Source organism: Saccharothrix sp. CCNWYY140 (genome assembly GCF_037401995.1).
Lineage (GTDB): Bacteria > Actinomycetota > Actinomycetes > Mycobacteriales > Pseudonocardiaceae > Actinosynnema.
The window spans coordinates 1-22,451 of sequence record NZ_JBBEGC010000037.1 but is presented as its reverse complement, the minus strand read 5'-3'; the positions used below and the strand labels follow the sequence as shown (position 1 = coordinate 22,451).

The following is a 22,451-nucleotide window of genomic DNA, read 5'->3' as shown; positions in this document are numbered from 1 at the left end:
TCAGGACGGTAGTGCGGTCGCCTGGCCGCAGGCGCACGTGGCCGAGCACTTGCGGCGGCGGGTGAGCAGCCGGCCGAACGCGGCGAGCGCGGCGACGGCCAGGCCGATGACGAACTGCCCCAGACCTGCGGTGAGCACCCCGGCCGCGCCCACGGCGGCGAGGATCGGCCCGAGGCAGCACAGCAGGCAGGCGGCCCCGGTGAACCACCACAGGCCGGTGCGGCGCCGGTCAGCAGCACACGTCGCCACGGGTGTTCCCCTCGTCGGCCAGGTCGGTGAAGGGCAGCGGGCACCCGGGTCGCTGGGCGCAGGCCAGCAGGTCGTCGCAGCCCGCGTCGAGGGCGCGCCGGAGGGTGTCCCGGATGACGCCGAGGTCGTCGATCTTGGCCTCCACCTCGGCGAGCTTCGCGGCGGCGCGCTCGGGCAGGCCCGGTTCCCGACGGCCGTGGCGGTGGGCGCCCAGGTCGAGCAGGTCGGCGATCTCGTCCAGGCTGAACCCCAGGCGCTGCGCCGCCTTGATCACGCGCAGCGCCGTGACCGCCTCCGGCGCGTACAGGCGGTGGCCGCCCAGGGTCCGCTCGGCCGGGGTGAGCAGGCCGATGCGCTCGTAGTACCGCAGCGTCTGCGGGTTCACGCCCGCCGCGTCGGCGAGCTGCCCGCTGCGCAGCGCGGTCACGACACGGCCTCGGCGCGGGCCGCGAGCGCCTCCAGCACGGCGGTCTGGCTGTCCGGCACGCGGATGTCCAGGTGGAGGCCGTCGCCGGTCGCGGTGAGCGCGAAGGTGAAGAACGAGCAGCACCCCGTCTCGCGCGCCATCAGGTCCGCGGCGCGGGCGGCGACCTCGGGCGTGGGGTCGAGGTCCACCCGCACGCCGGTCGGGTCGAGCCGCCGGACCGAGCGCGCGGAGGCGGCGAAGAGGTCGTCGAACTCCTTCTCCCGCAAGGGTTGTTCGGCGGTCGGCAGCGTGCAGGCGGCCACGGTGAGCGGCGTCCAGGACAGCGCTTCTGTGCTCATGGACCAACGGTAAGCCTGTACCCGGGTACAGGGTGCAAGCCCGACTGGTCGGATCAGCAGCAGTGGTCGCCGCGCCAGGCCTCGCGACCTTCCTTCACCGCGACGGCGGCGATGGCCAGGGCGACCACCGGGTCGGCCCACGACCAGCCGAACAGCGAGTTGAGCACCAGCCCGACCAGCAGCACGCCGGACAGGTAGGTGCACAGCAGCGTCTGCTTGGAGTCCGCGACCGCGCCGGCCGAGCCCAACTCCCGCCCCGCCCGGCGCTGCGCGTGCGACAGGAACGGCATGACCAGCAACGACACCGCCGCCAGCACGATGCCCACCGTGGAGTGGTCGGCCGACTCCCCGCCCACCAGGGACCGCACCGACTCGACGGTGACGCACGCGGCCAGCGCGAAGAACGACACCGCGATGACCTTCAACGCCGTGCGCTCGCGCGCTTCGGGGTCCGCGCCGGAGAACTGCCAGGCCACCGCGACCGCCGAGGCGACCTCGATCACCGAGTCCAGCCCGAACCCGATCAGCGCGGTGGAGGAGGCGATCGACCCGGCGACCAGCGCCACCACGGCCTCGACCACGTTGTAGGTGATGGTCGCGGCCACCAGCAGCCGCACCCGGCGGGTGAGCACCGCCCGACGCGCCGGCTCCGGGCCGGTCGTGGCCGGCGGGGCGCAGCAGCCGTCCCCGCAGGCGTCGAGCTGCTGGGGTTCGGTGCTCAGCGGCAGGTCGAGCCGCCGGAGTTCGGCGGTCACCGGAACGTTGAGCGGCCGGGGCCGAGTGGTCCGGTGGGGTTCGGTGCTCATCGGACCGCACCCGCGGTGGCCGGCTCGTCGTCCAGGCAGGGTTCGGCGGTGTCCACGGCGAGCACGACCTTGACCAACTCGCTCAACGCCCGCGCGAGGTGGGCGTCGGCCAGCGCGTAGCGGACCTGGCGGCCCTCGTAGGTCGCGACCACCAAGCCGCAGCCGCGCAGGCAGGAGAGGTGGTTGGAGACGTTGGAGCGGGTGAGGCCGAGGTGCTCGGCGAGTTTCGCGGGGTAGCTCACCCCGTCGAGCAGGGCGACCAGGATGCGGCACCGGGTCGGGTCGGCCAGCGCCCGGCCGAGTCGGGCCAGCGCGTCCTCCCGCGTCTCACACTTCAGCACGCGAGGAACAGTACAGCAGTGGCTGAACCCTCACCACTGTGCGATGAGCGGCGGATCGGGGTCGTGCCGCCGCCAGGACTCGGCGAGCCGGCCGAGGCGGGCCGGGGCGGCGATGCCCCGCACGGTGGCGATCCGGCCGTGGGCCAGGTCGAACGTCACCGCGCCCACGACCTTGTCCCCCACCACGAACAGGATGGCCGGGGCGCCGTTGACCAGCGCATAGTGGATCGAGGGCGTCCCGCCGGCGAGTCGGCGCTTGGCGGGGGTCGGCGTGAAGCCGGCGCGGACGATGGCGGCGATGCGGCGCGGGGTGTCGAACCGGAGCAGGGTCTTGGCCAGGCCGGCGCCGTCGGAGATCGCGGTCGCGTCGTCGGTCAGCAGCGCCACCAGCCGGTCCGTGCGGCCGGAGGAGGCGGCGGCCAGGAACTCCTCGACGATCCGGCGGGCCGACGCCGGGTCCACCTCGCCGCCGCGGGGGCGGTCGGCGGTGACGCGCCGCTTGGCCCGGTGGAAGTGCTGCTGGCTGGCCGACTCGGTGATGTCCAGGATCTCGGCGATCTCCGCGTGGCTGTGGGAGAACGCCTCCCGCAGGACGTAGACGGCCCGTTCGACGGGTGACAGGCGCTCCAGGAGCATCAGCACGGCCAGGGACACCGACGCGCGTTGCTCGACGGTCTCGGCGGGGCCGAGCATCGGGTCGCCGTCGAGGAGCGGTTCGGGCAGCCACGCGCCGGCGGCGCGTTCCCGGCGGACCCGGGCCGAGCGCAGCCGGTCCAGGCACAGGTTCGTGACGACCTTGGTCAGCCACGCTTCCGGCACCCGGACCAGCGCCCGGTCGGCGGCCTGCCAGTGCAGGAACGCGTCCTGCACGACGTCCTCGGCGTCGGCGGCGGAGCCCAGCAGCCGGTACGCCAACGAGGCCAGCCGGGTGCGGCCGGCCTCGAAGCGACCGATGTCGAAGCGATCGGCGGCGGTGTCCACGCGTCAGGACCCTAAGCGCTCACGGCCGCCCGCTGCCGCTCCGGCACGGCCAGGCGGTGCTTGCGCTTGGGCAGCATGAAGGTCGGGTGCGAAGTGGCCCACAGCGACATCCCGAGGATGCCGGCCTTGAGGCGCGCGGCACCGCGACCGCCCCAGAACTTGGCCTTCGCCTGCCCCTCGGCGTCGACCAGTTGCAGGATCCCGTCCCGCCGCCCGAGGCTGATGTGGTTGCCCACGTACTCCAGCTTGGTGGAGGCGATCTTGCCGCCGGTCAGGCGCGCCACGATCGCGTCCACGGCCTGCCGACCGGTGTAGCCGGCCGAGGCGCAGGACATCGGCAGCGGTCGGCCGTTGTCGCCGAGGGCGTGGGCGCTGTCGCCGGCGGCGTAGACGTTCGGGTGCGAGACCGACCGCATGGTGCGGTCGACGACGACCCGACCGTCGTCGGTGACCTCCAACCCGCTCGCGGCGGCGACACGGCCGACCGCGAACCCGGCGGTCCACACGGTCGCGTCGGACGCCAGGACCGAACCGTCGGCGCACAGCACGCGGTCGGCTTCGACGGCTTCGACCTCGGTGTGCTCCACAACGGTGACGCCCAGCCGGTCGCAGGCCCGGCGCAGGTGGGCGCGGGCTCCGGCGGACAGCCGTGCCCCCAGCTCGCCGCGGGCGACCAGCGCCACCGACAGGCCGGGCCGGGACTCGGCGATCTCGGTGGCGGTCTCGATGCCGGTCAACCCGTCACCGACGACCACCACGCTCCCCCGCCCGTTCAACGCGTCCAGCCGGTCGCGCACGCGCAGCGCCGAGGGCCGGGCGGCGACGTCGAAGGCGTGCTCGGCCACACCGGGGACACCGCGATCGTCGCCGTGGCTGCCCAGCGCGTAGACGAGCGTGTCGTACCCGAGTTCACCGCCACCCTCCGCGTCGGCCACCGCAACCACCTGCCGCTCGGGATCCACGCTGGTGACCCGGGCCAGGCGCACCCGGACACCGGTGCCCGCGAAGACGTCGACGAGCTTCGGCGCCGCGATGTCCTGCCCCGCCACGAGCTGGTGCAGCCGCAGCCGCTGAACGAAGTCGGGTTCGGCGTTGACCACAGTGACTTCGGCGTCTTCCGGGGACAGCCGGCGGGCCAGGTTCCCGGCCACGTAGGCCCCGGCGTAGCCGGCGCCGAGGACGACGATGCGGTGCTTCATCCTGTCGCTCCTGTTCGCTTGGTTGTCGGAGGTTGAGCGGGACAGCCCTCCGATTCCTGACAGGAACCGCGTGTGTCGTGGGTCACACCAGTCGTCGCACTCGTCCGCGGCGCGGCGATGTCGTGGGAGGAGGAGGCGTTGGTGGGGAGTCGAGCAAGTCGCGGACCTGTCGGAGAACGGCCCGGCCCTCAACCCGGGCGACCACGTGACGGTCCGCTACGACCTGGAGAACGGCCGAGTCGTCGACGCCGCCCTGGCCGACAACGACCAGGCGCACTGGGTCGTCGGCGGCATGCTGGGCGTGGTCATCCTGGGCGCCCTGTTCTGGAACCTCATCGCCTGGGCACCCGGCCCGAAACCCGAGTGACCGTCAGGGCCTGCCGCAGGGTATGTCGCCGCGGTCACCGAGTCCTCGAACAGCTCACCGACGCGCTGCCGCCAGTCGGTCGGAGAAGACCGCCGGGGCGGTCGGTGTGCCCGGGTGTGCCCGGAATGACCGTCGACTGGAACTCGAACAGGTACAGGCCGCCCCTCCCACCAGCGGCGATTCCCTGCCCGTCCGGCATCCACACGCAGTCGAGCACTTCCTCCTCGGTCCGCATCATCGCCTGCGCGGTGCCGGTACCCATGTCCCAGACCGACAAGGTGCGGTCGTGAGCAGCCACTGCGACCCGCCTGCTGTCCGGGGAGAGGGCGATGGCGTGCACCGCTTGGTGGTGAGCATCCATGTCGGCGAGTTGCGTCCCCGACTCGACGTCCCATACCTCGACGGTTCCGCTCCTCGTGGCGATGACCAAGCGCCTGGAGTCCGGTGACGCAACGGCGTGGGTCACCCAACCGCCAGGGCTGAACCGGGTCACCCGGCCGCCGGAGCGCAGGCTCCAGATCTCCACCCGACGGTCCCTGTGGACCACTGCGAGCCACTCGCTGTCGGGAGCCGCGACCATCTCCAGGAAACGGTCCCAGTGGCAGGGAACTTCCAGGAGGAGTTCGCCGGTGGCCACCGCGCGGACCTGGATCGTGTGGGACGAGGTGGCGGCGGCGATCCAAGCTCCGTCGGGTGACACCGTCATCGCGTGCACGTCCTGCTGGAAGTTCGCGATCCTCGCACCGGTCGTCGTGTCCCAGATCCGGATCGAGCCGCTGCCGTCCAATGTGGCCAGCCAAGACCTGTCCGCCGATGTCGCGAGATCCCACACCCGGTGCCGCAGACCAGTGAGCTCGGTTCGCAGCACACCGGCGTCCAAGTCCCATATGCGCACCTGGTGCTCGGGGTCGGCGTCCGTGTCCACGGTGGTCAACCAACTGCCGTCAGCTGCCGCCTTCACCAACCACACCGGCCCGATGTGCCCCGCGATCCTCAAGCGCTCGGTTGCCCGGGCCGTGTCCCAGATCCTCACCGCATAATCGCCGGCGGCGACCTCGTGCCCGATCGTGGCCAGCCAGGACCAGTCCGCCGCCGGGACGATGGCGCGGACTGGCACGCTGCGGTCCAGCGACTGGGCGCTGCCGACGTCGCCACCGACGTTCCACATCCGGATCGAGCCGTCGGCGCACGTCGCGGCGATCCACTTTCCGTGAGGCGACACCACGATCGAATTCATGGGTCCGGTGTGGTCGGTCAAGGCCAACCGTTCCTCGCCCGTCTCCACGTCCAGGATGCGCAGGCTGTTGTCCCCGCAAACAACGGCGATCCACGAGCCGTCCGGTGCCGCGGCCATCGCGCGGACGCGAGCCGGCAGATCGACGATCAACCGCAACGCCCCGTCGGCGGTGTCCCAGATCCGCACCGAGCAGTCGGTCCCCGCCGCGGCGATCCACGAGCCGTCCGGTGCCGCCACCGCTTCCCACACCTGTCCGGAGTACCCGGTGAGCTTGGCGCGGATCTCGGCCGTGGCCACGTCCCACACCCACACCTCTCCGGTTCTCCCGACAGTGGCCAACCAGTCGCCGTCCGGGGCGGTGATGGCCCACAACGGTCCTGCGTGGCCACGCAGGACCGATCGCTCTGTGCCGTCGGCGACGTTCCAGATCGACACGGTGTCGCCGAGTCCCGTTGTCGCGATCCAGGATCCATCAGGTGAGACCACCATCGAAGTCACCCTGGCGGCACCACACGCGATTGCCACATGCTCCTTGGCACTGGTGACATCCCAGATCCGCAACGTGTTGTCGTTGCCGATGGTGGCGAGAAAGTTCCCGTCGGGAGCCACGGCGACTTGACGCGCTTTGGTGGGCAGCACAGCGTTCTGCGTGCCGGTCGCGGTGTCGAGGATCCGCACCACTCCGTCCTCGCCGACCGTTCGGGCACGGTCCTCGCACACCACGGCGAGCCAAGCTCCAGAGGGAGCTGCTGCCAGACTGCCTACATTTAAGCGGAATTGAGCCCGTTCAGCTCCCGTCTCGACGTTCCACATGCGCACGGTGCCATCGGAGCCACTGGTGACAGCGGACAGCCCGTCCGCGGTGACCAGCATGTTCCGCACCCTGCCCACATGGCCTTTCAGCGTGCGGCGCAGCGCCGACATGGGCAGATCGGGAAGGCTCCACCTGTTCACCAGCCCCGGCGCGCTCCTGCCCTGCTCCAGCGCCAACGCTTGCAGTCCCCAATCGGGATCGTGTGCGACGCGGCTGTGCAAGACGTCGAGCAGGCTGTGTCCGGGTCGGGTGGGCATGAGGAGGTGCGCTGTCTTCCCGAGCAGCTCGCGCAGCCGAACACACCGCGCCGTGTCGACCAGGGCCAGATCTGCGTACGGTGCCGTCGGCCCGGACATCATCAGCCGGGCGCCGACCCAGCGCAGGTCGCTCGCGAGGGCGTCGGCCGCGTCCAGGAGCCCGGCGGCGAGGAGGTGCTCGACGAGGTGCTCCCACAGGTACCGCTGAGATCGATCGAGTTCCCACCAGGCGATGACCGCCTCGTCACCGTCCGACTCCGCATCCGGCGTCAAGGGTCGGACGCGACCCAGATCCGCAGCGATGTCGAGCAGCAGCGTTTTGTGCACCCGTGCAAGCTCTTGGTGCCCCATCTCCTCGATCAGGAAGTCGCGCACGACGTCGTGCATGGTGATCACGGCGCTCGCCTCTTCCGGCGCCAGCGCGAGCAGGCCCAGACCGTCGAGTCTGGCCAGCAGAGCGCGTGTCTCCATCAGGGACATGCCGCCACTGGCGCTCCAGAGGCGTCCGACGAGTTCGACCGGAATCGTCTCGTCCTCGGCGAAGACAGCGAGTTCCGCGAACCGCGACCGTTCCGACGAGGCCAGCAATCCCGTGCCGGCTTCGATCGTGCTCGCGACGGCCCGCTGCCGCTGGAACGGGTCGCTGACGTCGAGGTGCTGCGCTGACGCCCCGGTCAGCTCGTCGATGCGCAGGGCACCTGAACGGCGGAGCAGGCCCAGCAGGTCCTGGGCGCAGCGCACCAGGTCCGCGTTCGACTTCGTCTGGTCCACCAGGACCTTGTTCACCAGCCGCAGCAGCAGTGGCCAGCGGCCGGTTTCCGCCACCAGCTCGGCCACGGCCCGTGGAGGTAGCGGAGCGAGATCGGCGGTGAGCAACTGCCGTGCCTGCTCCGAGGTCACCTGGTCGACCCGCACCTGGATCGAGTCACCGGCCACCAAAGCGGGGATCCTGGTGGTGACCAGCCGCGCGCACTTGGTGCCCTTGACCGGAAACGCGGCTTCCTGCTCGGGGTACCACACGTCGTCGAGGATGAGCAGCCGGGCGGGACCATCGGCGAGCAGCGCCGCGAGGTGCTCGCTCGCTTGTCCCGGATCGGTGAACGAGACCGGCTTGCCGGGTTCGAGCCGTGTGATGAGGTCGTTCACCCGTTCCGCGATCAACGCCGGAGTCCGGACGTCCCGCCCGAGGGTCACCCAGTACACCCGGCCGCCGAACTGCTTCAACACCCGCAGATCGGCCCGGACGATCTTGGCGACGGTCGTCTTCCCGAACCCTCCGGCTCCGTGGACGGCAGTGGTGATCCCGACGGTCGTCCCGGCACGCCTGCTGAGCGCCGACACCACCTGGCCGACCTCGACCGGACGATCGACGACCCAGGGCTCTGGACGCTGGTCGACCGGCACCACCTCGGTCCACTGCCCGTCCACCTGCCGGTGCACCCACCACGCCGTCACGCCGGTCAGCGCGACCGCCACGGTGCCGGCGACCATCCACCGCAAGGGGTGAGCTTCCACCATCGGCAGCCACGGACCGGAACCACCGGTCGCGACGTTGACCGCCACCGCGACGAACGAAGCTGCTGTCGCCGCGGCCAGTCCAACCGCAGCCAACCGGCCGACCAACCACCAACGCCGAAGCGTCACCGTTGCATCTCCACGAAGGTCGCACGAACCGCTCGTTCACAGCCGACAAGCTCCACACCACTTGCGACGCGTCGTGGATCACGCCAAGCGCGTACCGCAGAACTCAGATCACCACGATCGGGCGAACCTTATCCAGGTTTCCTCGATCGCGTGGCAACGGCATACCTCAATCGGCGAAACATATCAGTGGACCCGACGCGACCTTGCCGCCTGGCGCACCGCGGCGACCGCTTACCGCAGCACGAGTACCTACTCGCGGGACAACTGCATTCCGAAGACCGGTGGATCTTTCCGCCGCACTTGGAATGATCAACAAGGCTCGTGAGGCAGCGGCGGGTGTTCACTGTTTCCGACACGCGACGTCAGTGTGTGCTCAACGCAAACCCATAACAGGAATGGCTGGGATGTGGGTGACGGACGGAGTCCGTCACCCACAATGCCAAGAACCTCATGGACACGCGCAGTTGCTCGCGCCGCCGGCCCGCAAGGGGAAGCGACGCGAAGCGGGCTGAGCGAACGCGCCGACTACACGGTTGCCCCATCCGCCGTTCGGAAGACCACGAGCTTGTCGAGGTCGTTCAGCAGTGCCTGCACCGGCGTCCAGCACATGGCGACCGTGTCCGCGTCCGGGGTGAAGTCCGTCTCGAACTGCCTGCGCGGGTGGATGTAGTTGCGGAACTCCCGCACGGGACGCATGAAGTCCTTCGCGTCGAGCTCGACCAGCCCTCGATCGTGCGCCGTGTCGAGGAGCAGTTCCAGACCCGCGCGATCGGCCGGGATCTTCCCCTTGCGACCGGCGAACCCTTCACGGAGCAACTCGGGGTAGTGGCTGGTCAGCACCGAGTAGAGCAGCCCTTCGACGAAGCTGCCGATGCCGAAGAGCGCGAGGAGGTACGAGCCGCTCGCCTCCGCGAACTGGCTCTCCCTGACCCGTGAGACCAGCATCTGGACCAACTTCTCCTCGCGGATCAGCTTGCGCAGCCGTTGCTCCACGTCCTCGACGTGGAGCACGACCTTGACCGTGCCGTTGCTCCCCAGCTCCCCGACCACCGGTCGGCCGCCGACGTAGCTGACCTCGAGCCTCTCCAGCTCGAGCACCTCGTTGACCGATCGACGGACGTCGTCCGCTGCCGCCATCCCCTCCAGGTACTCGATGGGGTCGCACAGCCGGCACAGGAAACGCTCGATGTCGGTCCGCGCGTGCTCCCGTTCGACCAGGGCGTCGACCAGCCAGCCGACCTTGGACGAGCCGTCGTAGTCAGGCGGGTCGATCCACCCGGCGTTGCGGAGGAGCGCTTCGACTTCGCGTCCCGTGCGCTCGTACGGACCACCCTGGTCGACCACGATCCTGGCAAGCCGTTCCACCGTCTTGGGGTCTAGCGGAAACATCATGCTCCCTGTCCGTCGACGAGCTGCTGAGCGCGCATCAGGGCGTGGCCGATGCGCTGTTCCATCTTGTTGGTGCGCCTGCGGAAACCGAGTTCGTCGATGCCCTGACCGATGCGGGTGTCGCGATCGACCTGCAACCGGTCGGTGAGCAGCCACAAGCACAGCTCGACCAACTCCCGGTCCGAGTAGTCGTCGATCTTCTGCCGTCGCGGCTCGGAGAGGAATCCGGGGCGAGGACCGCGTTCGACGGCGACTTGTCGCGGCTTCGGCGGGGGTGCGGTAGTCGCCGAGGGCGGAGCGATGCCACGTTCCGCGTCGAGCATGGCCTTCTCCCAGCTCTCCACGATCATGGCGGTCTGCGTGGCTCGATCGCGGAACCATTCGCTCGCCCACACGCGGTGGAACCGCCAGCCGAGGCGTTCCAGGTGCTCCTGGCGGAGCCTGTCGCGGTCCCGGGCACTCCCCAACCGGTGATAGGTGTCGCCATCCGCCTCGACGGCCAACACCATCCGACCGGGCTGGTCCCTGTGCCCCAAGGCGAAGTCGATGCGATAGCCGGCCACGCCCCACTGCGGGACGACCGGAACACCGGCATCGACCAGGGCGTCGTAGACGCTCCGCTCGAAGCCGTTCATCTCCTGCTTGCCCTGCGCACCGACGAGGCCCAGTGATCCCCCGTTGTCCGCGAACTCCAGGTACTGGCGCAGCAGGTCCGCGCCAACGCTCTTCGGGGACATGTCGAGCGGGGAGAACGACGTGACGATGTCCACCCGCTTCCGCGCGCGGGTGATCGCCACGTTGAGACGCCGCTCGCCCCCTTGGTGGTTGAGCGGACCGAAGGAGGTCATGCTGAGTTTGCCGCTCATCGCCTTGGCGGCGCCGATGCTGAAGATGATCGCGTCGCGCTCGTCGCCTTGGACCTGCTCGATGCTCTTGACGAACAACCGGCGCCCCGCACCCTGCATGCGCGCGTTGAACTCCGCCAGCTCGTCGTTACCGGCGTTGGCGCGCCGGAGAGCGAGGTCCACGAGCTTTGCGTGCTTGATGCTCATGGTGATGACACCGAGGGTGTCCTCGGGAGTGGCGCGGGCGTGCGTCAGCACCAGGTCGACGACCTTCTCCACCTCGGCTTCGGGGGAACCGTCACGTCCCGGTGCCACCCGACCGTCGACCTGGTGCAACGACAACGGGCTCACCGCTTGGCAACCGGGGAAGGTGATCAGCTTCCCCTGGTAGAAAGCCTTGTTGGAGAACGCGATCAGCCTCTCGTCCTGACTTCGGTAGTGCCACTCCAGCATCCGGGTGTTCGGGATGAAGGCGCTCAGGCAGGCGAGGATCGACTCGAAATCGCGGACCTGGGGTGTGTCGGGCTGGTCGTCGTCCTCGTCGTTGTCCGAATCGCCGCCGCTGAGAGCGTTGCGGAACCAGGCGCTGGGTGGCAACTGGCGCTCGTCCCCCGCGACGACGAGCTGCTTGCCGCGCATGATGGCGGTCATCGAGTCCTGCGGCTCCACCTGGCTGGCCTCGTCGAAGACCACCAGGTCGAACAGCCGCTGCGCGGGCAGGAGCCTGCTGACCACGATCGGGGACATCGCCCAGCACGGGCGGGCGGCGAGCAGGACGTCCGGCGCCTTGGCGACCAGCTTCCGCAGCGGCATGTGCCCCCGCTTGCGCTTCGCCTCGGCGCGGACCACGTCGTTCTGGTCCGGGTACGCATCGCGCGCCGCACGCAGCCTCTCGGCGACGCGCCGACGCACGCGCTGGGCGTTGAGCTGGAAGTGCGATGTGTCGAACTCGCGGAACTCGGACACGACGTGGGAGTGGTGCAGGCCGGCGAACTGCCCCAGGTGCGGGATGCGCACCCGGTACTCGTCGAGCAGGGAGCTGTACCACGAGTGGCGGAACATCGTGCGCGCAAGTTCGGCGTCCGCGTTCCGCTCCACCAGGACGTCGAGGAAGCGGCCCAACCCCATGCCGACGAGTCGATCGGTCAACTCGTTCAGCATCGGGACCTGGAAGAGGAAGTCCCGCTCCTCGTGCAGCCGCCCGACGTGCGTTGTCACCTCGTCCTCCGACCACTGGTCGGCTTTGGTCAGCTGCGCTCCCATCGCCACAGCGGCCAGTTGGTCGCGGGCCTTCGCGATGTCCTTGAGCGTTTCGGCGAGACCGACGACTTCCTGCGGCGCACCCCCTCCCACCGCCAGCTCCTGCCACCGGTCGCGCTGGGCGAGCGCCGCGCGCAGCTCCGCGTGCAGCGTGCGCCGGTCGCACTTCCCGGCCTTGCGGAGCGCCGCGGCCACCTTGCGCACCTTGTACCGATGCCACAGGTTCAGCGGTCGCGGGTTGGCCGACCGCCACCTGCGGTCCCCGGTGGCGAAGCAGTAGTCCTGGAGTTCGTCACCGAACACGTCCTTCTCGAACAGGGTCAACGTGCCTTCGACGTGGCGCAGGAGCGCCAAGACCTGTTCCCAGCCCGGCAGGTCCGTGGGGCGTTGGAAGCCCACCTGCCCGATCAGGCGGCGCATCCGGTCCTGCGCGTCCGGCCACGTCTTGGCGTGCAGCTCGTCGAGCTGCACGACCACGTCCTGCACCTGCTCGGGCGTGCGGATCTCGGAGTCCGACCAGGCGGACTCGCCGCGGTGGAAGCGGAGGCCGTCCGAGTTGACGAACCGCATGAGGTCGTCTTCGACCCGCCGAACCGTGTCACCGTGCAAGTCGCGCAACTCGGCCCCGCGGAAACGCACCGGGTTGTCGCCCTTGGGCGGCAGGGCCAGGAGGTTGTCGTAGAGGGAGAACGCCTTGACGCCCCACGGCTCGATCGCGGCGTGCAGGGCCCGGTCGTGGTGCAGCAGGTGGTCACGTCGTTCGGTCAACCGCTCGTGCAGGCCGTCCCCGTCCGCAGGCGGCTCCTTGCTCGCCCTGTCCAGCGACTCCGAGACCTGTTGCGCGACCTGCCGCTTGTCGAGCTTCTGCTGGTGGAGGTCGAACACCAGGTGCCCCAGGTCGACGTGCTCCAAGCGGTTGGTGACCGCCTCGATCGCGGCACGCTTCTCCGCGACGAACAGCACGCGCCAACCCCTCGCCGCCGCGGCGGTGATGATGTTGGCGATCGTCTGGCTCTTCCCGGTTCCCGGTGGCCCTTGGATCACGACGTGCTGCCCGGCCATCACCGCGTTGACCGCGCGCTGCTGGGACGAGTCCGCGTCGAGCACGAGGAACTCGTCCCGGGGGACGACCGCATCGGGCTCGACCGGTTGGTACCCGCCGGCAGATTCACGGAGTTGACGCTTGGCTGGTTCATAGCCCGCCGTCGCGGCGATGACGTCGTGCCCCGCCAAGAGCTCGGCGCAGTCCTTCAGCTCTCGGACCATCGGCAGCTTGTCGAAGCTGAACGTGCTGGCGAACAGCCGCTCCTCGAACTCGGCGGTGCGGCCGTGCTCGGCCACGAGGTCACTCAGCACCCGGTACACGAGTCCCGCGTGCGTCGTGCGGTCCTCGTTCTCGTCGAGCTTGGCGTTCAACTCGTCGGTGAGCTGTTCCACGTCGAGGTCGATGCCGTGCTGGCGGTTGAGCGCGTACAGCAGCACCGGGTTGACCTCAGGGGCTCCGACCATCTCGAGCACGTAATCCGTCTCCGCCGCGGTGCGGGGTGTGATCGTGAGCGGTTGGAGGACCAGAGGTGCCCGCAAGGGCTTGACCGGTGCCGTGCCCTTGGTCGATGTCGGCTGCAACAAGAAGAGCCCGTGGGCCAGCTTGCCCACGTCGTCGATTCCTTGTTCCTCCTGGAAGGTGAGCATCCTTCGCCGCAAATTGCGTGCTCTCTGACAGGCTGCCGCGTGCGCGTCACCGGCCGCCACCAAAGTGTCGAGCCTGGTTTTGCGACCCGAGAGCAGTTGCGCGATGGCTTCGGGAGTGGCCGCCGTCAGGTCGAGGCTCCACGTTTTGCTATCGCGGTAGTAGAGCAGTGTGTTGTTGGGGCCGAAGTCGATCAGGTCATCCGCCCACGACTCAGCCTTGGCCTTGACGAGTTCAATCCGAGCACGGTCGACGCCTATCGCCACCTGCTCTTCCCCCTTCGAAACGCTGCGATCGGCGCAAAACACCGAGCCCGCAGAGCACTGGCGAGCCGATCAGTATGCCGAAGGGAGCCGATGCCGGTCAGCGTCCGTTCAGGGCATACCCAGGACCACGATTGGGCGTGCGGGATACCGAGGGTGGAATACTTACCCCGATCAGCCCCGCTATCCGCACAATTGCGGCATTCCAGAAGGCGGGAACGTGCTATGCAACAGCCAAAGCAACCCAGCGCTCGACTTTCCGAGCCCTTGCTGAGCACAGAAGAACAGGCACTTACAGCGAAAGGGCGCCCCGAGCGGGGACGCCCTTTCGCACTGGAGCGAGGGATCAGCCGACGAACGCGTAGAGCACGCTGTGCGCGATCTCCGCCCCGCCCACCTTCACCCGCAGAGCCGCCGAGTGGTCGCCGAGGGCTGTGCCCTTGGCGGAGGTCGTGGTGACGGTGATGGTGATCGAGCCGGTGGCCGGGATGGTCACCGAGGGCGGGGCCGTGAAGGTCACGCCTGTGCCCTGGACCGAGTCCACGGAGAGGGTCGCGGTTTGGGCGGCGCCGGTCAGGCTGGTCAGGGTCACCGTGGCCGTGCGGGTTTGGCCCGCGCCGCTCGGGATGGTGCCGAAGGACGTGCTGACCGGGCCGATGGCGATCTTCGCGTCGACCGCCGCGAGCAGGTCGGCCAGGCCCGAGCCGGTGACGTTGACGTCGCGTTCGACCGTCGTGCCGTCGGTGTAGCGGGTCAGGACGCCCTCGCTCGCGGTGTTCACGATGGCCGAGCGGACCTGTTCGGCGGTCCACGTCGGGTGGGCGCCGCGCACGACGCCCGCCATGCCCGCCAGGTGCGGCGTGGCCATCGACGTGCCCTGGAGGAACGTCCAGCAGTCGGGCGAGCCGCCGCACAGGTGGGTCGGGATGCTGGACAGGACGTTCACGCCGGGCGCCACCACGTCCGGCTTCACGCGGCGGGCCGAGGTGTCGGTGGGGCCCTGGCCGGAGAAGCCGGCCATGATGTTGTCGTTGCCGGTGCGGAAGTACGCCAGCGTGGCGCCGATCGTAGCCGGCTGGCCGTTGGCGGCCACCAGACCCGCGGCGGAACCCCGGTCCACCATGTACGCCGGGATGGTCGGCGTCGGCTGCACGGCCGCGTCGCCGCCCATCGCGATCGGGTCGCCGGCCACGTTGTTCACCACGACCGTCGCGACCGCGCCCGCGTCCTGCGCCTTGCGGACCTTGGTGGCGAAGCTGCACGTGCCGCGCGAGACCACGGCGACCCTGCCGGTCAGGCTGCCCGCGGGCAGGGTCTCGCAGGCGACGCCCAAGCCGTTGGTGGTGCCGGTGACCACGCCCAGCGGGGCGGTCAGCGGTGCGGGGACGACCGGGAAGTCACCGGCGGCGGAGCGGTAGGTGGTCGCGCCGACGGTGATCGCGGCGCCGACGAAGTGGCCCACGGTCGAGGCGCCCGCGGTCAGCGCGCGCTCGGCGCTGCCCGTCGAGTCGACGGTGTAGTGGCCGGGACCGCTGTTGCCCGCCGCCACCGCGACGACCATGTTGGCCCGGTCCAGGTTGTCCACCGCGACCGTGCCGAGGTCCTGCGCGCCGGAGGCGTTGCCGCCGATGCTCATGTTGATGACGTCCATGCCGTCGACGTACGCCTCTTCCATCGCGTCGACGAGGTCTTCGTTGCGGACGCTCTGCACGTCGGCGGGGAAGACGTTGTAGTTGCCCAACTGCGCGGCGGGCGCGACACCGGAGACGTCGTAGGGCGCGGTGACGCCGTTGACGGTGGTGGGGGTGTCGAGGTTGCAGGCCACCGTGCCGGCGACGTGCGTGCCGTGCTCCTGGACCGCCTCGGGCGTGTAGCCCTGCTGGCCGCCCTTCATGTTGAACACCTTGGCGACGATCACCTTGTTGTTGGTGAACCGCTTGTCGCCCAACTGGGTGGTGGCCGGGAACCCGGCGTCGGAGAAGCACGGGTGGGTCTGGTCCACGCCCGTGTCGATGATGCCGATCTTGACACCCTTGCCCGCGTTGGCGTCCCCGCCGACCTGGCTGGACCGCCACGCCTGCACCGCGCGGACCAGACCGAGGTCGGGGTCGCTGACGTCGGCGGTGGTGTAGGTGCGCTGGTACTCCGCGCGGTTCACCTGGGGCGCGCCGCGCAGGGTGTCGAGCGAGGTGCCGTTGAGCCGGACCGCGACGGCGTTGAGGGCGAGGTCGTACTCGTTGACGACCTGCGCCTTGGGCGCGTTCGTCCGCAGCCACGCCTTGAAGTCGTTGCGCAACGCGGAAAGCGCGGCCCGCTCGGACTTCACGGTCGCGCTGGAGAAGTCGATCTTCTTGCCGGGCGCGGGTTTCGTGCGCGCGTTGACGCTCAGCGGGTCACCCTTGAGCTGCACCAGTGCACTACCGCTGTCCACCCCCGCCTGCGCGGCTTTGTCACTGCTGGCAGCGTTACCCCCGACTGCGGCACCACCACCCGGCGAGGCCGACAGCGGGCCGACGCACACGCCCACCGCGGTGGTGACGACGGCGGCGGCGACCAACCCTCGTCGAATGACCTGGGTCCTCATCACGACTCCTCCGTGGACGAGAGCGCCGACACAGCGCGCTCTGCCGGTGCCGGGAGGGTAAACCGCGCAGGAGGGGATTGGTATTTTGACCGTAAACCGTATTGCCGCCGGCGACATCCGCCAACGTCCACAGTGGACGCTACCGTCAGCCCGCGTTAACCAGGGTTTGTTCGAACAACCGGAACAGGTCGTCGTACCGGCGGCGCAGTTCGTCGACCAGCACGGTGCGCCCGGACTGGATCAGCGCCGCGCACTCGCGCGCCACGGCGTCCGCAGTGGGCACGTCGATCAGGCCCTGCGCGAGCATCCGGAACAACGCCGGCTCCACAGTGTCGACCTTGCTGCTGAAGTGGCGGAAGTTGGTCAACCACTCGATCGCCTTGCTGCCGGTGCTCGGGTGCACCTGGTGGTGGTTCAGCGCGTCCGGGGCCACCGCCACCCGGGCGCCGGCCTGGACCAGCCGGTAGCAGAGGTCCGTGTCCTCCAGGCCCCAGCGGGTGAAGCCCTCATCGAGGAGGCCGACCTCGACGACCTGCTCGCGCAGCGCGGACATGTTGCCGGTCGTGCCGATCATCCACGACAGCGCGAAGTCGGCCGGGTCGGGGAAGACTTCCAGCACCCGCTGGACGTGCTGCTCCCACCACGGCTCCGGCACCCCGTAGGTGGCGAGCACGCGGCCCAGGTCGGTTTCGATCGCGTGAGCATCGACAAGCGCGACTTCGGTGTCGGACTGCGGTAACTCCGCGAGCAACGCCGTCAGCCGCTCGTCCGTGCGCAACTCCGGGTGCCAGTGGGTGAGCACGCCGCGTTGCCCGCCCTGCACGAGCAGCGCCCCGCCGGCCGCGAACGCCTTCGCGTGCTCCGCCACGAAGTCCGGCGAGACGATCCGGTCGTCGTCGGAGAACACCACGACCTCGCCCGCCGCCACCCCGACCCCGGCGTTCCGTGCCGCCGAACGGCCCTTGTTGTCCTGGCGCACGTAGGTGATCGGCAGCCGCTCCGCGTACCGCCGCACCACCTGGGCGGTGTCGTCGGTGCTGCCGTCGTCGACGACGACGAGTTCGTAGTCCCGCAGCGACTGGCCGACGTAGGACGCCAGCGTCAGCTCCAGGTACCGCGCCTTGTCGAACGTCGGCATGACCACGCTGATCGCCGGAACCGCAGCTGCGCTCGCCATCGTTGTTCCTGTCGCATGTGGACGGACGATCTGGCCGGGTGCCGCGGATCGGCGCGACGCCCCGAATGTAGTGGTCACGCCCCGCCCACTGCAACCGCTCCCAGGCACGGCTCCGACTCGCGGTCGGGCGGGGTCAGGCGATGAGGGTGGCGTCGAACAGGAGTTGGGTGGCGTGCAGGCTGCCGGTCACGCGCAGGCGGTCCGCGTCGATCGCCTCGGCCACCGTCTGCTTGCCCAGCATGAGCCCGTCCAGCGTCTCCGGGTCGGCTTCGATCGCCGCGTCGGGCGAGCCGACCGCCTGACCGCGCACGGTCTCCACCAGCTCGCCCTCCACCACCCGCATGGTGAACCGGTCGCGCCCGATGTGGACCTCGTAGTCGGCGGTCCAGCGGCGGCGCTCGTCCGGGGTGAAGCACGCGCGCAGGTTGAGCATGATCGAGTCCGCCCCGACCTCGCCCTCCAGCGGCAGCACGGGCGAGCGCACGCCCCACAGGCCCAGCGCCGTCACGATCGGGTCCAGCTCGGCGCCCCACTCGGTCAGCTCGTAGACCCGCGACCCGGCGGGCGGCGGCAGCGTGCGCCGCCGCACCACACCGGTGTTCTCCAGGTCCCGCAGCCGCTGGGCGAGGATGTTCGGCCCCGCGCCGGGCAGCCCGGCTTGCAGGTCGGTGAACCGCTTGGGCCCCAGCAGCAGGTCGCGGACGATCAGCAGCGCCCAGCGCTCGCCGATCACGTCGAGCGCCTGGGCGACGCCGCAGCCGTCGCCGTATCTCCGCTTGAGGTGCACGTTCCCCATGTTACCTCCCTCTTCAGCGCATCCTTGCATCACAACCAGGAGTTGCTGCTACTGTTTATGAAGTAACTAGTCCATGAGCGCAAGGAGAACGACGGTGGCGAAGCTGAGCGGCAAGACGGCCCTGGTCACGGGCGCTTCACGGGGCATCGGGCGGGGCATCGCGCTGCGCCTGGCGGCCGACGGCGCGCGCGTCGGGGTCCACTACGGCTCGAACGACGCGGCGGCCAAGGAGGTCGTCGCGACCATCGAGCAGGCAGGCGGGAACGCGTTCCCGATCCGGGCCGAGCTGGGCGTCCCGGGCGACGTCGACGCGCTGTTCACCGCGCTGGAGGCGGAGCTGGCCGGCGCGCCGCTGGACATCCTGGTCAACAACGCGGGCATCCTCGACCCGACCCCGATCGAGGAGCTGGCGCCCGAGGCGTTCGACCTCACCTTCGCGGTCAACGTCAAGGCGCCCTTCTTCATCACACAGCGAGCGTTAGGCCTGGTCCCGGATGGTGGCCGGATCATCTTCGTCTCGTCGGCGGTGACCCGGATCGCCTCGACGTTCTTCCACTACACGATGACCAAGGCGGCCAACGAGGCCCTCGGCTTCACCCTCGCCCAGGCGCTGGGCAGGCGGTCGATCACGGTCAACTCGGTCGCACCGGGCGTCACCGACACCGACATGGGGTCGTGGGTGCACAGCGCCCCCGGGCTCAAGGAGGAGATCGAGGGGTCGACCGCGGCGGGCCGGCTCGGGCAGCCGTCCGACATCGCCGACGTGGTCGCGTTCCTCGCCTCGGACGACGCCCGCTGGATCACCGGCGCGACGGTCGACGCCAGCGGGGGCATGTGGCTGGGTCCGGCCGCCGAGTGACCCGGCGCGGCGGTGGCGACCGGTCGGCGCGGGCCGGTTGCCACCTCGCGTGGATTTACATAGGCCATTACTAGATCCATTGCCCATCGGCAAGACCCGCATGGTGTTACATCGACGTGATCCATATCACTAAGTGCACGAATGCTGCGCACGATCGCGTGTACTGGAGAAGCCTGATTCCACTCCTTTCCATGAAGTTTGTTGTTCTCAAACGGCAGTAAGGAAGGTGTGGAGATGACACAGGGAACCCACGACGCGGCGGCGTCGGTGCTCGACGGGATCCGGGAGGTCGGCGCCTCGTTCGGGCCGGTCACCATCACGCCCGGCGACCAGCAGTACGCGGACCTGGTGCGCCGCGAGCTCAACCAGCGGTTCATCGGCTCGCCCGAGGCGGTGCGGCTGGTCGGCCACGCCTCCCAGGTCGCGCCCGTCGTGCAGGAGGCGGTGCGGAAGGGCAAGCGGCTGACCGTCATCAGCGGCGGGCACTGCCTGGAGGGCTTCGTGTTCGAGCCCGACGTGCAGGTCGTGCTCGACGTCTCGCGGCTGGACCGCGTCTACTACGACCACCAGCTCAACGCGGTCGCCGTCGAGTCCGGCGCCACGCTCATGGACGTGTACCAGGCGCTCTACAAGACGTGGGGCGTGATCATCCCGGCCGGCATCTGCAACTCCGTCGGCATGGGCGGGCACGTCGCCGGCGGCGGGTACGGGATGCTCGCCCGGCAGCACGGCCTGGTCGTCGACCACCTCTTCGCCGTCGAGGTGGTCGTCGTCGACGCCGCCGGGCGCGCCCGCACAGTCCTCGCGACCCGCCGCGAGAACGACCCGAACCGCGACCTGTGGTGGGCCCACACCGGCGGTGGCGGCGGGAACTTCGGCGTCGTCACGCGCTACCTGTTCCGCAGCCCCGGCGCCAAGGGCAACCACCCCTCCGAGATCCTGCCCAAGCCGCCCGCGTCGGTGTACGTCAGCGCGATCGGCCTGCCGTGGAGCGAGCTGTCCCGCGACGAGTTCCGCCGCCTGGTCCGCAACTTCGGCGCGTGGCACGTCGCCAACAGCGCCCCCGACAGCCCGACCAACATCATCGGCAGCGAACTCGCGCTCACCCACGTGCACGGCGGGTTCATCGGCCTGATCACCCAGGCCGACGCCACCGCGCCCAACGCCCTGGGCGTCCTGGAGGACTACCTCGCCGCCGTGCTCGACGGCGTCGACACCCAGCCCCAGGCCCTGACCCGCGACATCGGCGAGCACCGCGCGATGGCCGCGTTCGAGACACCCCGCGAACTGCCGTGGCTCCAGGCGACCCGGTTCATCGGGACGGAGAACATCTCGCTCAACGACCCGACCCTGCGCGCCGACTACAAGTCCGCCTACATGCGCGGCAACTTCACCGACGCCCAGATCGACCTCTTCCACGACTTCCTCAACCGACCCGACCTGGACCGCGGCGACCTGTCCGTGACGCTGTCCTCCTACGGCGGCCGGGTCTCCGCCGTCGACCCGGCCGCCACCGCCCAACCACACCGGGACGCCCGGTTCCAGCTGCTGTGGATGGCGCTGTGGGGCGACCAGTCCGACGACGACCGCCACATCGGCTGGCTACGCGAGTTCTACAGCGCCGTCTTCGCCGACACCGGCGGCGTGCCGGTGCCCAACGACGTCAACGACGGGTGCTACATCAACTACCCGGACGTGGACTTGGGCAACCCCGAGCACAACCGCTCCGCCGTCCCGTGGCACGACCTGTACTACAAGGACAACTACCGCCGCCTGCAACAGGTCAAGAAGCGCTACGACCCGCGCAACGTCTTCCGCCACGAGCAGTCCATCCGCCTCCCGTCCTAGGCGCGCGGGCCGGCTCCGGTGGCGACGGCTTGGGCGCCGTTGCCACCGAAGCCCTCCGTCGCCCAGGACCGTCGGAGGCGGCGGGTACGGTTCCGCGGGTGGGGAACGGTGAGCGGATCGGGGTGTTCTACGACGGCACCTGGTTCGCGTATTTGAGCGACTACTTCACGTCGGTGCACCCCCGGGCCGCCCGGGTGGCGTTGGACGGGTTCCACGACGCCTTGCGCTGGTACGTGCACACCTTCACGAACGTGCCGCTGGACGAGTGCGTGGTGAGCGAGGCCCACTACGTGCGCGGAAGGATCGAGACACCCGCCGTGGCCTTCGACGCGGTGCTAGCGGCTGCCGGGGTGGTGCGGCACGACCTGCCGCTGCACTCGGGCAAGGAGAAGGGCGTGGACGTCCACCTCGCACTGGAGGCGTGGGAACGGGCGACCTCGGTGCCGTTGCGATGGGTCGTCCTGGTGACCGGGGACGCCGACTTCGCGCCACTGGCGTCGCGCCTGGTCGGGCGGGGCGTGCGGGTGGTGGTGCCGGTGGTGGACGGCGGGGTGATCGCGCCCTCCTGGATGCCACGGACGGCCGCGCCGCTGCGGGCTGCGGCCTCGGTGACGCCGACGTTCGACGAGCTGTTCGCACCGGCTGAGCGTGCCGACTACCCGCTGCGGGAGCCTTTCGTGCGGACCTCCGGGAGCGGGGCCTCGGTGGCAGGCGAGCCTCGGGGACGGCGCAAGGGCACCGTGACGGGGTGGAAGCCGGGACAGCCCCACGGGTTCATCACGGACACGCGCGGAGCGTCTTGGTTCGTGTCCCGCGACGACCTGCCGGACGGGTGGATTTCGTTGCCGGTCGGAACGCCTGTCTCGTTCTCCGGCCCTTCCACTCCCCCGGCCGGCCACAAGTACCCGCGCGCGTACGCGGTGCAGAAGGAATGACGACACCACCGAGCTTTCGCACCGAAGGAACGCTTTTCCGCTGAAGGCGCTACGCCCGAAGGGCGGGTGCTCTTGCGTTCCGCCAAGCGGCAGCGACCACGGGAAGGGCCTCGGTTTCTTTCCCCGTCCGGCCTGGGCGAAGCCC

Annotated in this window: 17 protein-coding genes; 4 read left to right on the top strand and 13 right to left on the bottom strand. The window is 69.9% G+C overall.

Going from position 1 to position 22,451, the window contains the following annotated elements; all coding sequences use genetic code 11:
• From WBN91_RS18420 to WBN91_RS18390, 7 genes are read right to left on the bottom strand one after another with little or no spacing between them, the layout of a single operon-like run.
• Positions 1-249 (bottom strand): hypothetical protein, encoded by a 249-nt coding sequence (locus WBN91_RS18420; RefSeq protein WP_337724994.1) that lies wholly within the window; start codon positions 247-249, stop codon positions 1-3.
• On the bottom strand, positions 230-676 hold the full coding sequence (locus tag WBN91_RS18415) for a MerR family transcriptional regulator (protein ID WP_337724993.1): 447 nt from the start codon (positions 674-676) through the stop codon (positions 230-232). Before WBN91_RS18415 ends, WBN91_RS18420 begins: the two co-directional genes overlap by 20 nt.
• On the bottom strand, positions 673-1,014 hold the full coding sequence (locus tag WBN91_RS18410; RefSeq protein WP_337724992.1) for a hypothetical protein: 342 nt from the start codon (positions 1,012-1,014) through the stop codon (positions 673-675). Before WBN91_RS18410 ends, WBN91_RS18415 begins: the two co-directional genes overlap by 4 nt.
• 53 nt (positions 1,015-1,067) lie before the next feature.
• Positions 1,068-1,820 carry a cation transporter gene (locus WBN91_RS18405; RefSeq protein WP_337724991.1) on the bottom strand — a complete coding sequence of 251 codons (753 nt, stop codon included), beginning with the start codon at positions 1,818-1,820 and terminating at the stop codon, positions 1,068-1,070.
• Positions 1,817-2,161 carry a Cd(II)/Pb(II)-sensing metalloregulatory transcriptional regulator CmtR gene (gene cmtR / locus WBN91_RS18400; RefSeq protein WP_337724990.1) on the bottom strand — a complete coding sequence of 115 codons (345 nt, stop codon included), beginning with the start codon at positions 2,159-2,161 and terminating at the stop codon, positions 1,817-1,819. Before cmtR ends, WBN91_RS18405 begins: the two co-directional genes overlap by 4 nt.
• Positions 2,162-2,191: 30 nt before the next feature.
• Positions 2,192-3,142, bottom strand: a complete 951-nt coding sequence (locus WBN91_RS18395) for a sigma-70 family RNA polymerase sigma factor (protein ID WP_337724989.1) — start codon at positions 3,140-3,142, stop codon at positions 2,192-2,194.
• A gap of 11 nt (positions 3,143-3,153) precedes the next feature.
• Positions 3,154-4,341, bottom strand: a complete 1,188-nt coding sequence (locus WBN91_RS18390) for an NAD(P)/FAD-dependent oxidoreductase (RefSeq protein ID WP_337724988.1) — start codon at positions 4,339-4,341, stop codon at positions 3,154-3,156.
• Positions 4,342-4,546: 205 nt separating this feature from the next.
• On the opposite strand from WBN91_RS18390, the gene WBN91_RS39185 reads away from it, so the two are divergent.
• Positions 4,547-4,708 (top strand): hypothetical protein, encoded by a 162-nt coding sequence (locus WBN91_RS39185; RefSeq protein ID WP_443217745.1) that lies wholly within the window; start codon positions 4,547-4,549, stop codon positions 4,706-4,708.
• Between the two features lie 34 nt (positions 4,709-4,742).
• Here the strand turns inward: WBN91_RS39185 and WBN91_RS18380 are convergent, their stop codons facing one another.
• The 6 genes from WBN91_RS18380 to WBN91_RS18355 all read right to left on the bottom strand — a co-directional run bounded on the left by WBN91_RS18380 (position 4,743) and on the right by WBN91_RS18355 (position 18,664).
• Positions 4,743-8,660, bottom strand: coding sequence for an NB-ARC domain-containing protein (locus WBN91_RS18380; protein WP_337724986.1), 3,918 nt, complete (start codon positions 8,658-8,660; stop codon positions 4,743-4,745).
• Between the two features lie 525 nt (positions 8,661-9,185).
• A complete protein-coding gene (locus WBN91_RS18375; RefSeq protein ID WP_337724985.1) occupies positions 9,186-10,052 on the bottom strand; it encodes a hypothetical protein in 867 nt (288 codons plus the stop codon).
• Positions 10,049-14,110, bottom strand: coding sequence for an AAA domain-containing protein (locus WBN91_RS18370; RefSeq protein ID WP_337724984.1), 4,062 nt, complete (start codon positions 14,108-14,110; stop codon positions 10,049-10,051). The genes WBN91_RS18375 and WBN91_RS18370 overlap by 4 nt, the downstream gene beginning before the upstream one ends.
• A 343-nt stretch (positions 14,111-14,453) precedes the next feature.
• Positions 14,454-16,691, bottom strand: coding sequence for a S8 family serine peptidase (locus WBN91_RS18365; RefSeq protein ID WP_337724983.1), 2,238 nt, complete (start codon positions 16,689-16,691; stop codon positions 14,454-14,456).
• Positions 16,692-16,836: 145 nt separating this feature from the next.
• Positions 16,837-17,868 (bottom strand): glycosyltransferase, encoded by a 1,032-nt coding sequence (locus tag WBN91_RS18360; protein ID WP_337724982.1) that lies wholly within the window; start codon positions 17,866-17,868, stop codon positions 16,837-16,839.
• Between the two features lie 133 nt (positions 17,869-18,001).
• Entirely contained in the window at positions 18,002-18,664 is a 663-nt protein-coding gene (locus tag WBN91_RS18355; RefSeq protein ID WP_337724981.1) for a winged helix-turn-helix transcriptional regulator, read from the bottom strand.
• 94 nt (positions 18,665-18,758) lie between these two features.
• Between WBN91_RS18355 and WBN91_RS18350 the strand changes: the two genes are divergently transcribed.
• The 3 genes from WBN91_RS18350 (at position 18,759) to WBN91_RS18340 (ending at position 22,306) form a co-directional block, all read left to right on the top strand.
• Entirely contained in the window at positions 18,759-19,523 is a 765-nt protein-coding gene (locus WBN91_RS18350) for an SDR family NAD(P)-dependent oxidoreductase (protein WP_337724980.1), read from the top strand.
• 234 nt (positions 19,524-19,757) lie between these two features.
• Positions 19,758-21,371 carry an FAD-dependent oxidoreductase gene (locus WBN91_RS18345; protein ID WP_337724979.1) on the top strand — a complete coding sequence of 538 codons (1,614 nt, stop codon included), beginning with the start codon at positions 19,758-19,760 and terminating at the stop codon, positions 21,369-21,371.
• Between the two features lie 98 nt (positions 21,372-21,469).
• Entirely contained in the window at positions 21,470-22,306 is an 837-nt protein-coding gene (locus WBN91_RS18340; protein ID WP_337724978.1) for an NYN domain-containing protein, read from the top strand.
• The last annotated feature ends 145 nt before the right edge of the window (positions 22,307-22,451 follow it).